The sequence below is a fragment of the Alcanivorax profundi genome (genome assembly GCF_003597125.1).
Classification (GTDB): domain Bacteria; phylum Pseudomonadota; class Gammaproteobacteria; order Pseudomonadales; family Alcanivoracaceae; genus Alcanivorax; species Alcanivorax profundi.
Genome location: NZ_QYYA01000001.1, coordinates 107,521 through 121,451, shown reverse-complemented (window position 1 = coordinate 121,451; position 13,931 = coordinate 107,521). Strand labels below are relative to the sequence as shown.

The 13,931-nt window shown below is 58.3% G+C and carries 10 protein-coding genes; 8 read left to right on the top strand and 2 right to left on the bottom strand.

Going from position 1 to position 13,931, the window contains the following annotated elements; all coding sequences use genetic code 11:
- Positions 1 to 102: 102 nt before the first annotated feature.
- A complete protein-coding gene (locus D4A39_RS17930; RefSeq protein WP_119917310.1) occupies positions 103 to 1,509 on the top strand; it encodes a fatty acid desaturase in 1,407 nt (468 codons plus the stop codon).
- Positions 1,510 to 1,849: 340 nt separating this feature from the next.
- Here D4A39_RS17930 and D4A39_RS00515 read toward each other — a convergent pair whose 3' ends face one another.
- Both D4A39_RS00515 and D4A39_RS00510 read right to left on the bottom strand, forming a co-directional pair.
- Positions 1,850 to 3,202, bottom strand: a complete 1,353-nt coding sequence (locus D4A39_RS00515; protein ID WP_022983891.1) for a WS/DGAT/MGAT family O-acyltransferase — start codon at positions 3,200 to 3,202, stop codon at positions 1,850 to 1,852.
- Between the two features lie 146 nt (positions 3,203 to 3,348).
- Positions 3,349 to 4,716, bottom strand: a complete 1,368-nt coding sequence (locus tag D4A39_RS00510; RefSeq protein ID WP_119917309.1) for a WS/DGAT/MGAT family O-acyltransferase — start codon at positions 4,714 to 4,716, stop codon at positions 3,349 to 3,351.
- 424 nt (positions 4,717 to 5,140) lie between these two features.
- On the opposite strand from D4A39_RS00510, the gene D4A39_RS00505 reads away from it, so the two are divergent.
- From D4A39_RS00505 to D4A39_RS00475, 7 genes are all read left to right on the top strand, one after another.
- Positions 5,141 to 5,521, top strand: coding sequence for a GreA/GreB family elongation factor (locus D4A39_RS00505; RefSeq protein WP_022983893.1), 381 nt, complete (start codon positions 5,141 to 5,143; stop codon positions 5,519 to 5,521).
- A gap of 70 nt (positions 5,522 to 5,591) precedes the next feature.
- The gene (locus D4A39_RS00500) at positions 5,592 to 6,119 is read left to right on the top strand and encodes a sigma-70 family RNA polymerase sigma factor (RefSeq protein WP_022983894.1); all 528 of its coding nucleotides are present in this window, start codon (positions 5,592 to 5,594) and stop codon (positions 6,117 to 6,119) included.
- Positions 6,120 to 7,103, top strand: a complete 984-nt coding sequence (locus tag D4A39_RS00495; protein WP_119917308.1) for a FecR domain-containing protein — start codon at positions 6,120 to 6,122, stop codon at positions 7,101 to 7,103.
- 105 nt (positions 7,104 to 7,208) lie between these two features.
- Positions 7,209 to 9,686: a TonB-dependent siderophore receptor gene (locus D4A39_RS00490; RefSeq protein WP_119917307.1), complete on the top strand. Its 2,478-nt coding sequence runs from the start codon at positions 7,209 to 7,211 to the stop codon at positions 9,684 to 9,686.
- 162 nt (positions 9,687 to 9,848) lie between these two features.
- Positions 9,849 to 10,421, top strand: coding sequence for a sigma-70 family RNA polymerase sigma factor (locus D4A39_RS00485; RefSeq protein ID WP_022983897.1), 573 nt, complete (start codon positions 9,849 to 9,851; stop codon positions 10,419 to 10,421).
- Positions 10,421 to 11,404 (top strand): FecR domain-containing protein, encoded by a 984-nt coding sequence (locus D4A39_RS00480; protein ID WP_022983898.1) that lies wholly within the window; start codon positions 10,421 to 10,423, stop codon positions 11,402 to 11,404. The genes D4A39_RS00485 and D4A39_RS00480 overlap by 1 nt, the downstream gene beginning before the upstream one ends.
- Before the next feature lie 220 nt (positions 11,405 to 11,624).
- Positions 11,625 to 13,850, top strand: coding sequence for a TonB-dependent receptor (locus tag D4A39_RS00475; protein ID WP_233552375.1), 2,226 nt, complete (start codon positions 11,625 to 11,627; stop codon positions 13,848 to 13,850).
- Positions 13,851 to 13,931 lie beyond the last annotated feature (81 nt).

Genomic DNA, 13,931 nt, shown 5'->3' with positions numbered 1-13,931 from the left:
ATGACAACACTCTGGCAATAAATGACAATTCACGCAAGCCCCACTCTGGGACTCTGCCTCCACCGATTCTTCCAATAACGGTGACTTGCGAGGCCAACAACGATGACAAACCACGCCCAACACACAGCACCACCCACCCCGTGGACCGACCAGAAATACCTGCTCTGGCTGGCCAGCCCTTTTCTTCCCCTGCTGGGTTTCCTCAGCCTTGTGGCGGGTTACCTGTTCGAACAGCCAGCCCTTTACTGGCTCATGCCGGTGTTTTTCTACGCCGTGTTACCGCTACTGGACTGGCTGGTGGGCACCGACATCAACAACCCACCGGAAAGCGCAGTGGCTCAACTCGAAGCCAACCGCTACTACCGCGCCATCGTCTATGCCTACATCCCGGCCCAATACGCCAACACCATCATGGCGGTATGGCTCGCCACCCGTGGTGACATCAGCATCGCCAGCATCATTGCACTGATATTCTCAGCCGGGCTCATCAACGGGGTCGCTATCAACACTGCCCATGAGCTCGGCCACAAGCGTGCCGATCTGGAAAAATGGCTGGCCAAGATCGCCCTGGCTCCGGTGGCCTACGGGCACTTCTTTGTGGAACACAACCGCGGACACCACAAAAACGTGGCCACGCCCCGCGATCCAGCCAGCTCGCGCATGGGCGAAACTTTCTATGCCTTTCTGCCCCGGACCATGGTTGGCAGCCTGCGCTCCGCCTGGGAACTGGAAGGCGAACGGCTGGCGCGTCAGGGCAAGTCGGTCTGGTCTTTTGACAACGAAAACCTGCGCGCCTGGGCCATGACCGTGGTGCTATTCGGCGCCCTGACCCTGTGGCTGGGCACCGGCGCGCTGGCGTTCCTGCTGATTCAGGCGTTCTTCGGCGCGGCCTTGCTGGAAGTGGTGAACTATCTGGAACACTACGGCCTGCTTCGTCAATGGGACGAACGCACCCAGCGCTATGAGCGCTGCGCCCCCAGCCACTCCTGGAACAGCAACAATGTGGTGACCAACCTGCTGCTCTACCAACTGCAGCGTCACTCCGATCATCACGCCAACCCGACCCGACGCTTCCAGTCCCTGCGCCACTTCGATGAATCGCCGCAGCTACCGTCAGGTTATGCGTCCATGCTGATCCTCGCCTACTTCCCGCCGCTGTGGTTCAAGGTCATGAACCCGCGGGTCGCAAAGCACTATGACGGCGATATCCGCAAGGCACACCTGTACGGCCCGAAACGGGAGCAACTGATCAGAAAGTGGCAGGCCGCAGCCACCTCCAGCCCGCAAACCGTTGCCAATGAGAAGCCTGCACAAGCGCAACACCGTGCTGACGAAACAGCGTCGGCAAGCCGTCATCGCTGTACCAACTGCGGGTATATTTATGATGAAATTCATGGCAACCCGAGCGAAGGCTTTGTGCCCGGCACTGCATGGAAAGCGATTCCTGCAGAGTGGTCCTGCCCGGAATGTGCAGTGAGGGACAAGGCAGACTTTGTGCCCATTGCCTGACGCCCCCACCAAAAAAGAGGTTCATAGCAAAGAGCATTCCGTAGGAGCGTCGCTCGCGGCGCGATTCCAAGACCAGGATCAAAAGCTGTCTCACCACAGAAGTCACCGAAAAATCAGGCTTTCACTCTGTGTGCTCTGTGCCCTCTGTGGAGAAGCTTGTTTTTCAGATTTGGGCTATCGCGCCGCCAGCGACGCTCCTACGCAGAGGGGGATTGAATCGGGATGTTCCCGGAAATCCGCGATGAACCCAAAAAGAGCCCGTAATGGGCTCTTTTTTTGTGTCGAGGCTGGTTTCGATTTTGGTGTCGCCCCACAAGGAATCAAGGCACCCCCCTGCAAATCAGCCTTCCAGCTCTGCCAGCGACTCTTCCAGATAATCCAGCATGCGCTGAATCCGGGGCAGGGTTTCGCGGCAGGCGATGATGCCGAATTCCAGGCTGTCACAGTAGCTGAACACGGTGATGTTGAGCGCATAACCGTGCATCACCAGGGACACCGGATACGACGCCAGCATTTTCGCATCCCCCATGTACAAGGGTTGCTTCGGCCCCGGCACATTGGAAATCACCAGATTGAACAGCGGATTGATGCGCCCGGAAATCCCGGTCATCTGCCCCACCGACAACGGCAGGTTGGAGATCATGGTGAAGATATCGATCTCCGCTTTTTCCATGGATTTGAGCCGGCCCTTCACGCCGTTCATGGAATCCTTGATGGCTTCAAGACGCTCCAGCGGATCATGCAGATGGGTGCCCAGACTCACCTGCACCGCGGTAATGGCATTGCCGCCATCACCCGCCTCCTCTGCCGAACGCAGCGCCACCGGCACCTGAGCCACCAGCGGATCATGGGGAAGCTTGTCCAGCGACAGCAGGTAGCGGCGCATGGCACCCCCACACATGGCCAGGAAGATATCGTTGACCGTCCCGTCGTGCTTCTCGGCGGCGGCCTTGATGCGCTCCAGCGACCAGGACTGGGCGGCGAAGCGTCGCGCCCCGGTGACCCGGTGATTGAAAACGGTCTTGGGGGCCTGATAGATGGTTTTGATATTGCTTTCTTTGGGCTGGCGCATCAGGTCCACAAACTGCCCGGTACCACGCTGCAGGTTACGCAGAGATTTCACCAGCCCGGCCGGGGCCGGCCCCTTCTTTTTACGCTTGTGCGGCAGTCGGGTATTCCACTCGGAAGACCAGGGCGGCGGGAAATGATCATCCGGACTGGTGGCCATGCGCGACTGCAGCAGGTTCATGCCGCCAGCACCGTCCATCATGGAATGGTGCATCTTGTTGTAGACCGCAAAGCGATTCCCTTCCAGCCCTTCGATCAGATAGGTCTCCCACAGCGGCCGGCGGGGATCCAGACGCTGGGCGTGCAGACGCGACACCAGCGCCAGAAGCTCACGCACCCGCCCAGGTCGCGGCAACGCCGAATGACGAACATGATAGTCAATGTCGAAATTGGGGTCGGTAATCCAGGACGCATCGAGCCGCCCCGGCACCCGGGAGTGCAGTTTCTGGTTGAACGGACGGCAGATCCCTTCCACCTCTACCATGCGCCGGTACACCTGCTCCATGTAATCCGCCGGGGCATCATCCGGCAAACCATACAGCTGCAACATGCCGATATGCATGGGGGTTTCTCGGGTTTCCATTAACAGGAAACCCGCATCAAAAATGGATAGCTTCTTGCCCAAGGTGTGCACTCCTGCGCGCATTCATCAACGAAGGGTTATGCACACCACGTTACGCACCGCGCAGGCAAGTCACCATGACACTGAGAGGAGCCTCGTGATCAAAACGGACAAAATATACAATTTGTCTCAATTTGGCTGCACGTGGGCTACGCCTGGCTCTCCAGCTCTGCAAGAGAGGCTTCGAAATAATCCAGAAAACGCTGAATATGCGGCAGCGTGTCGCGACACCCGATCACCCCGAACTCCAGACTATCCTTGTAACTCACCACCGTGATGTTCAGGGCATAGCCCTGCAACACCAGCGAGACCGGATAGGTGGCAAGCATCTCGGCGCCATTCAGGTAAAGCGTCTCTTTTGGGCCTGGCACATTGGAAATCACCAGATTGAACATGGGGCTCACCCGCCCGGAAAGTCCGGTCACCTGCCCTAACGATAGCGGAACATTGGTGAGCAGCGTATAGACATCAATTTCTGCCTTCTGCATGTCCCCCAGACGGGATTTGACCCCCTTCATGGAATCCTGAATGGCATCCAGGCGCGCCAGGGGATCGTCGATATGGGTTCCCAGACTGACCTGCACCGTAGTAATCGCGTTGCCACCATCCGCCGCCTGGTCTGCGCTACGCAACGCAACCGGCACCTGCGCCACCAGCGGATCATCCGGCAGGGAGTCCTGACTCAACAGGTAGCGGCGCAGTGCGCCACCGCACATGGCAAGAAAGATGTCGTTGACGGTACCACCATGCTGTTTTGCCGCCGCCTTGATGCGAGGTAGCGACCAGGATTGCGCGGCAAACCGGCGAGCGCCGGTGACACGTCGGTTCAACTGGGTTTTGGGCGCCCGGTAGATGGTTTTCACATTGCCATCGCGGGGCTGACGCAACAGATCCACCAGCTGGCCACTGCCCCGGCGCAGATTATTAACGGTGTTTTTCATCCCGCTCACGCCCGACACCGCAGGGGCACCACTACTCTTGCGTGGCTTGCGCCCGGCCTCCCACTTGCCGGACCAGGGCACCGGCAGGCGATCCTGCGCGCTGGTGGCCAGCCGCGACTGCATCAGGTACATCCCGGCCACCCCATCCACCATGGAATGGTGCATCTTGGTGTAGAGGGCAAACCGGTTTCCCTCCAGGCCTTCAATCAGGTAGCTCTCCCACAACGGCCGGCCAGGGTCCAGACGCTGGGCATGCAACCGCGACACCAGCGCCAGCAACTCGCGCACTCGCCCAGGCCGCGGCAAGGCAGAATGACGAACGTGGTAATCAATATCGAACGAGGTATCTTCCACCCAACCGGCGTCCATTCGCAGCGGCAAGTGTGACTGGATCTTCTGGTTAAACGGACGACAGATACCCTCCACATCCACCAGATAACGGTAAATGCTTTCCATGTAATCCGCCGGCGCCTCCTCGGGGATGGCAAACAAGGCCAGTCCCCCCACATGCATGGGCGTCTCCCGGGTTTCCATCATCAGCCAGCCGGAATCCATGATGGACAGTTTCTTGGCCATTAACAGGCTCCTTATTGTTATGAATACACACCGATCACCCCGACCATCATGCGGGTTTTACCGCAAAAAACACTATGGAATTGGTTGTATTTGGTAAGTGACGCTCCAGTCATGAACAAGCCTGTAACCGGTTTCCAGGAAGCAGAGATACCCCACCCGGCGAGTCTCTCGACGTCGCCCTTCCTGCCCAGCCTTGACCGAAAACACCACTGGACAAAAAACACCGACCGGCTAATCTGGCCCCATGACAACCCGCTTGATTCACCGTCGCCCTCCTTGCGACCTGAACTTTTCCTTTTCCGCTTTCATGTCTTTGCAAGCGGTGAGCACCCCTGCCCGTCATTCCTGACGCCGAACGCCCGTGATGCTGGGAGTTCGGCGAAGCCCACATCCCTCTTTTCGGCTTAATACTCAGGAAAATATCATGACCACCCTACCCCCGATTACTGTTAGCCAGCTGGACAGGAACCGGCTCTATGCGTTGCTGGAGCGGCTCGACGACGAATCAGAGCAGATTGAGTTTCTGTATCGAGAGCTTGAGCGGGCAACCGTTGTCGCCCCCGATATGCTACCGGCCAACGTCGCCAGCCTCGGCAGCAAATTGACGTTCCGCAACGAAGACACCGGCAAGGAGCACGTTCGCATTCTGGTGATGCCCCGCGAACTGGAGCACTATGCTGACGGCATTTCCATCCTCACTGCCGCTGGCGCGGCAATGCTGGGTCTGGAAATCGGCGCCAGCATCCTCTGGCACCACCGGGGAAAACCGTTAAACCTGACTCTTCTGGCCGTCAGCCGCAGCTGACATTGTAATGATACCCATTCCCATCTAGAATTCGCTTTCATTATTGCCTGACCGCACTGGAAAAAAGGGTATGCCCGGGATGACACCACAATCGCTGTCAGTGGAAACGCTGTATAGCGAGCATCACGGATGGCTGCAGAATTGGCTTAGCCGTCGCCTGGGTTGCCCTTCATTGGCGGCTGACTTGGCCCAAGATACCTTCGTGCGCCTCCTGTCCCACCCCCGGCAGCTGAATAACCTGGGTACCCCCCGCAGCTACCTGCGTACCGTCGCCGGGCGACTTTGCGTCGATTTCTGGCGCCGACAGTCCGTAGAACAGGCCTGGCTTGAAGTGCTTGCCTCTCGCCCTGAACCTCTGGCCATTTCACCAGAAGAACACGCCATTATTGTGGAAACCTTCTGCGAAATTGATGAGATGCTGCAGCGTTTACCCAAAAAAGTGGCGGCAGCCTTCATCCTTTCCCAAATCGAGGGTCTAAGTTACAAAAAGATCGCCGTAAAGCTGAACGTGTCGGAACGTACTATCAAGAATTACATGGCGAAGGCCATGCTGGAATGCATGCTAATCGAAGCCCGTTACCACCATTCGGTGACGTGAATGCCAAGTCGCGACCTTCCCCCCTACCCCGTCCTGCAGCAGGCGGCCGAATGGTTTGCCCAGCTAGCGGATCACAACGTAACCCCGGAAGAACAGCGAGAGTGGCAGACCTGGTTCGATCAGGACCCACAGCATCAGCAAGCCTGGTTATATGTTGAGCAAGTCGGCCACCGATTTTTCCAGGCCAAACAACAAGCCGGCGGCGAAGGAGCCAACCGCATCCTTGAGCAGACGCGCAACCGCCGGATCAGCCGACGCAAAGTGTTGGGCAGTGGCCTGGCTGGCGTTGGCGCCTGGTTCACCTGGCGATACACCCCTATACCAGAAGCGACTCGCCAACTTGCCCTCAGCCTGGGGGCCGATTACTCCACGGCCACAGGAGAGCAGCGCCAGATTAGTCTGCTTGATGGGGGACAGCTGTGGCTGAATACCGCCAGCGCCGTGGATGTTATCTACAATGATCAGCTGCGCAATATCCAATTGCAGCGTGGCGAGATTTTGATTGAAACCGGTACAGACTCGCACAACCGACCCTTTGTGGTCACCACTCAGGAAGGACGCTTGCGTGCGCTTGGCACGCGCTTCAGTGTGTATCAAGGCGATGGGCAGACACAGATAGCCGTCTACCAGGGGGCTGTGGAAATCAGAACAGCGGGCGGCCCCGGGCTTGTCCTGAAAGCGGGGGAAAAAACCACCTTTACCCGACACCACATCGATCCTCCCGGCAAGGCAAACACTGCGCAGGTGGCCTGGCAACATGGCCTGATCATCGCTGACGCGATTCCGCTACAGACCCTGGTGACAGAACTCGGTCGTTATCGCCACGGATACCTGGCCGTGGACCCCACGATCGCCAATCTGAATGTGATAGGCACCTACCCCATCGACAAGCCGGACCATGCGCTCGCCATGCTGGAAAGCGCACTCCCCATTCAGGTAACCCGGCATTTGCCTTGGTGGGTGACATTACAGCCCAAGCCGTGAATCTATCTATTCCTGAAAAAAAAACCTGTTGAGGCTTCCCCTTTTTGTTTCTCGTCCGTGTAGAGGGAAGAGCGAGAAATATTAACCCCTCAGGGAGTCTTGAGAATGCCACTTGGTCATTTACCGAATGTTGCGCACCGTGCACGCCGCAGCATCAGCTTGTTACTCACCACTCAACTTGTAGTCACCGGGATGGTCGCCGCCACGTTGACGGCAACGATGCTGTCAACGCAGGCCGCCCATGCCCAAACCGCCAGCGAGAGCCAGCAACGTACCCGCTTTGATATTCCTGCCGGTACGCTGTCCAGCGCCCTGAACCGTTTTGCGCAACAAACAAACCTCTACCTGACCGGTTCCGGCGAGCTGACTCGCAACAAAACCAGCGAAGGGCTGAAAGGCGACTACACCGTCAGCGAAGGTCTGCAGCAGCTGCTATCCGGTTCGGGAATCCAGTTTCACTTTAATGGTGAAAACACCGTCACCCTGACGAGCGCAACAAAAGATGCCGTCACACTGGCACCGGTCGTGGTCAGTGATGACGCGGTTGCCGAATCCGCCTATGGTCCCGTCGAAGGCTTTACCGCCACCCGCAGCGCAACGGCCTCGAAGACAGACACCCCCATCATTGAAATTCCACAATCCATCTCCGTCGTCACCGCCGATCAAGTAAGAGTGACAGGCGCCACCACCCTCAAAGATGCACTGAGCTATACCCCGGGAGTCAGCACGACCCCGTGGGGTAACGACTCACAGTATGACTGGGTATACCTGCGCGGGTTTGACGCTTATTCCCCGGGCTTCTATCAGGACGGCCTGCAGTTACGTAACACCGGCAACTGGGCCGTCTGGCAAACTGAAAACTATGGCATTGAGCGTATTGAATATCTGCGCGGCCCGTCTTCCGTACTGTATGGCCAAAACTCCGCAGGCGGACTGATCAATGTGGTAAGCAAACGACCAACCCGCACCGCCAGAGGGGAAATCAGCGCACAGATTGGCAGCGATGACCGCAAACAAATTGCGGCAGATGTCTCAGGACCGGCAGACAGCGAAGGGAAATGGCTCTACCGCCTGACGGCCTTGCAAAGAGATGCCGAGCTATCCGTCGGGGACGGCCTACCCAACGACCGTACCTATATTGGCCCTGCACTGACCTGGCGCCCATCCAACGACACACAGCTGACCCTGTTGGCTGAATATCTGGATATGAAGGTTGCCTCGAACTGGAGCAACTTCCCGGTACAGGGCACCTTGCTACCCAACCCAAATGGCGAGATTTCCGCCTCAACGTTCTGGGGTGAGCCCGACTTCAGTCGATACAACCAGGAACAATGGATGGTCGGATACCTGTTTGAGCACCACATCAACGACACGTGGACCGTTCGCCAGAACGCCCGCTACGGTGAATTCGATACCCGTTATCGTTCCTTCTACAGCCCGCGATTCGTCACCGTCAACGCGGGCAACCCCAGTGCAGCGGAGAATTTCCGACTGGTGGCGCGCACCCCCTTCGGCAGCAACGAATCCGCCGAGCAGCTAACGCTGGACAACCAGCTCGAAGCTAACTGGCTTACCGGACGCTGGAAGCATACCTTGCTAGTTGGCCTTGATTATCAGCGTTCCGATTTTGACACCGTCGCGTATTGGGGCGGAACCGTGGCACCGATCGACGTATACGACCCGGTCTATGGGGCCGACGTGACACTGACACCAGCACCTTTCATCGATGCAAACACCGTGCTCAAGCAAACCGGTGTATATCTGCAAGACCAAATCAAGTTCGATGACCGCTGGGTGATCGCACTGGGCGGGCGGTTCGATCATGCCGTCATTGAGAACGATGACCGACTCGCCAGCGCAAGCGAAAAACAATCAGACGATCATTTCAGTGGACGAGCAGGACTGGTCTACCTGGCAGACAACGGCCTGGCGCCCTACCTCAGTTACTCCGAATCCTTTTCTCCGACCGCCACCCTGGACCCGGCCACCGGCAACCCCTTCGACCCGGAAACAGGGCGACAGTACGAAGTCGGCATGCGCTACCAGCCGCCAGGCACCCGGAACACTTACAGCATCGCGGCTTTCGATCTCGCGCGGCAGAACTATGTGACTTACGACACCAGCTTTGCCCCCCGCAATACCGGCGAGGTCACTGTCCGGGGTATCGAACTGGAAGCCACCCTGGAAATCCTTACCCGAATGGATCTCAAAGCCGCTTACAGCTGGACACCGGAAGCCGATGCCACCGATAGCGCCAACCCGGCAGAGATTGGCAAGCGATCGTTCAACTACGCGGAGCATCAATTTTCACTGTGGACTGACTACACCTTCCGATTTGGCATGAAACTGGGAGCGGGAGCGCGTTATACCGGCTCGACCCTTGGCGCCAATGAAGAATCACCCGCCAAAATACCCGACTACACCTTGTTTGATGCACTGATCGGCTATGAGGTTGGACAGTGGGAATTTGCCGTTAATGCACGCAACCTGACCGACAAGGAATACGTGTCTAACTGCAACGACAGTGAGTGCTATTACGGGGAAACCCGAAGTGTGCTCGGTACCGTCAATTATCGCTGGTAATCCACTGCCGCCTGCCGGGCTCCCTCAGCGAGCCTGGCAGGCAAGCGGCAACACGCCGCTCAAACAGTGCCATCATGGCCTCCCGATTGACCATTGTAATGATACCCATTCCCATTTAGACTGCCCGTTCATTATTTGGTCACAGACTCTGGGGGCGTGATCATGTCCGGGGCGATACAGGACTCCCTGTCCGTAGAAACGTTATACAGCGAATACCACGGCTGGCTGCACCAGGTGTTGCGGCGCCGGCTGGGCAATACCGATGATGCCGCCGACCTCGCGCACGACGCCTTTATTCGTCTACTCACCAAACCCCGGTACCTGAATCAGTACACCGCCCGCGCCTACTTGAGCCGGATGGCACGGGGACTGTGTGTGGACTTGTGGCGACGCCGCGAAATCGAGCAGGCCTGGCTGGATACGCTGGCCAGCCATCCCGAGCAGGAAGCCCCCTCCGCCGAGCAACAGACCGCCGCCATGGAAGCCCTGATCGAAGTGGATGCCATGCTGCGACGCCTGCCCGAGCCCGTGGCCGACGCCTTCCTTCAATCCATGGTGCATGGCCTTACCGGCCGTGAAATCGCCCAACGGCTGAATGTTTCAGAACGCACCGTGCGCAACTATCTTTCCAAAGCCATGCTTGCCTGCCTGCGCCTGCAGGCGCGACTGGAAGGACACATCCTTGGCGACTCTCCCGCAGAAACGATTGGCAATGCTGAGAAACGTATCTCGTGATGACAGACCACGCCCACATTGACCATCAGGTACTCAGCGATGCCGCCGACTGGTTCGCCCTGCTGCGTTCCGGCGATGCCAGCCCCAAGGATAACCAGCGCTGGCTGACCTGGCTGAAACAACACCCGGACCACGTTTTGGGCTGGCAGCTGGTAGAGCGGATCGAACAGCAATTCAGTGCCGCCACCGGCAACCACCCCGATCACACCGAAGCCACCCTGCAACAGGCCAGAACCAACCGGCTGCAACGGCGCACCATGATCAAGGGCATGGGCGCAGCACTCGGCACGCTGGGGCTGGGCTGGTTCGGCTGGCAACAGACATCGCTGCCACAAATCGCCGCAGCCTGGCAGGCGCAGTACCGCACCGGTACGGGCGACATTCAGCAGTGGACGCTGGCTGACGGCACTCAGCTTTGGCTCAACACCGACTCCGCCGTGGACACTTTCATGGAAGGCCCGCTGCGTCAGATCCAGTTGATTCGGGGTGAGATACTGATCCAGACAGGAGCAGACACCCGCCCGCTGGTGGTCTACACCCCGCAGGGGGAACTGCGCCCGCTGGGTACCCGTTTTTCTGTTCGCCGGGGCGACCATGAAACCTTCCTGTCGGTGTACGAAGGCGCCGTGGAAATCACCACCCGGCACCAGCAGCGCACTGTCGTGAAGCGGTTTGAACAGACCCGCTTCCGCCAGGGCCACATCGCCCCACCGGAACCTGCACGCCTGAGCCAGCAAGCCTGGCACAAGAAAAGGATCATCGCCGAAGACATCCGTCTGGCAGACCTGATTGATACATTGGGGCGTTACCAACACGGCCATATCCAGCTGTCACCCCGGGTGGCCGATCTGCGTGTGTTTGGCGGCTTCCCGCTGGACAATCCGGAGCAGGCACTGGGCATGCTGGAGAAGGCACTACCGATCCGCATCGACCAGCCCCTGCCGTGGTGGACCCGCATCGAACCCGCACCCGCAACACCCTAGGGCGGATATGGGCGCGAGCCCACCTCTGCCAGCGTGGTCAGGATGACGGATAGGATCGGCATTCGCCGATTGCCACCCTGCCGCAACCATCGGCCACTCGCTCAACGGCACAAAAAACCTGAAAAAAATTTTCCGCTTTCAGCCGCCTTGTTCGATATGTCAGTTAAACCCCGTCACAAGGATGCGCCGGGGACATCCCATACTGACAAGAGGAGATACCGTGAAACGCTTTCAACGTACCCCTGCCGCCATGCGCGCCCTGACATTGAGCCTGGCCATGGGCCTGAGTGTGCCGCTGGCTTTGCCGCTGGCCGCCCATGCCGAAGAATTTGCCGGCGCGCAGCAATACAATATTCCGGCCGGTCCGCTGAACACCGTCCTCACCCAGTTCTCCAGCGCCTCCGGCGTACTGATCGCTGGCGACATGCAACTCGCCGCGGGCAAACAAAGCCCCGGCTTGCAAGGCAGCTATACGCCAGAAGAAGCCCTTACCCGTCTGCTCTCCGGCACCGGTATGACCGCCAGCCGCCAGAGCGATGGTTCCTTTGCCCTGCGTGGTGCAGACGACAACGCCGCCAATGTCCTGGACCCGGTTAATGTGACCGTGACCCAGCAAAGCCCGCAAGACATCGTCGATTACGATTATGCCGACATCACCCGGCTGCAGCCCCAGGACACCAAGGACCTGTTCCGTAACGAAGCGTCTGTATCTGTGGGTGGCTCCATCCCCATTAACGAAAAAGTCTACGTACGTGGCGTGGAAGAAACCGCCCTGCTGGTGACCGTGGATGGCGCACGCCAGAACAACAAAATCTTTCACCACAACGCCACCACCTTGATTGATCCGTCGCTACTGAAATCTGTCAGCGCCTCTGCCGGTGTCGCCGCTGCCGACGATGGTCCCGGCGCACTGGGCGGCGCGCTGAAGTATGAAACCGTCGACGTCGCTGACATGCTTGCTCCCGGCGATAATCTGGGAGGATTTCTGCATGGTCGCTACGCCTCTAACGGCGATGCAGTAACCACTGCCGGCTCCCTGTTCGGCCGCAGCAATGGCTTTGAAGCGCTCGGCTATGTGAAGCAGGTAGAAGGCAACCACTACGAAGATGCCAACGGCGACAACGTCCCCTACACCGAGCCCGGCTTGCTCAGCGGCCTGGCCAAATTGGCCTACGAAAACGAAGACATGGGCCGCATCGAATTGAGCCACGAGCAGGTCAATGACGATTCCGAACGCCCCTATCGCGCCAACTTTTCCGGTCTCACCGCAGGGCGTCCCGTGCCGGATTCGCGCAACTATGACCTGACCCGCCAGAACACCGTGCTGGGATACAGCCGTCTCACCGGCAGTGGTTTATGGAATCCGGAAATCACCGTTGCCAACAATGAAACCGAGCTGAAAACCAGCGAGAACCCATTGGCCGCACCCAGCACCACCGTGGTCTATACCGGCATTACCGAAAGCACCTCGGCTACGGCCAAGAACACCTTCCACACCGGTTTCGTGGATATCACCGCCGGCCTGGATTACTACGATGACAGCGCGGTGTTCCAGTTTGACGGCGCCCCGGATCTGGAAGAAAGCGCTGAAAACACCGGTGCCTTTGTGCAGTTCCGTCAGAACCTGTTCCAGCGCCTGGACCTCTCTTACGGCCTGCGCTATGACCAGCAAGACTTCACCGGCACCGACGACTCCAAACACGACGACGAAGGTACCAGCTCCAATGTGTTCGCCGAATTCCACTTCAACGAGCACTTTGCTATCAATGCTGGCTATGCCGATGTCTGGGGCGGTACCGCTCTTGCCGAAAACTTTATCCTCAACGGCGCCTGGGTTTATGGCGATATGATGCCGGTGAAGGCCCACAACCACACCGTCGGCTTCAAGGCCAACTGGAACGGCTTCTTTGTCTCGGCCAACCAGTTCGAAACCGGCATTCGTGATGCCCGGGTACCCACCTGGGGTGGCGGCCCGGATCTGTACTCCGATTTCGACATCGACGGCTTTGATGCCACTCTCGGCTACAACGCGCCGCGCGGACGCCTGGCAATCACCTATGCCGACATCGATTCGAAAATGGACGATGAGTATGCCACCTCCTATGACGGCAACTACTTCACCGTCCCCTTGGGTGAACAGATTGCCATCAGCGGTGAGCTGAACTGGCCCAACACCCAATGGGCACTGGGACTGACTACAGAAATTGCTCTGGAAAACGACGACCTCGAATCCCGCGGTCTGGGTGAAAAGCAGGATAGCTACACGGTCGTAGATGTGTACGTGAACTACACACCGATTGATGCCCTGTCACTTCGCCTGTCTGTAGACAACCTGAATAACGAGGAATACACCGAACGCGCCAGCTACGGCCAGGAATTCCCTACTGTGGAAACCCTGCTGGAACCTGGTCGCTCTATCAACATGGACGTACGCTACAACTTCTGATGCAAGGTTAATCCGTTGTCGAAACGAAGGCAGCCTCCGGGCTGCCTTCTGCGTTGTGTGCCGCTGACAAAGTCCAGTGTT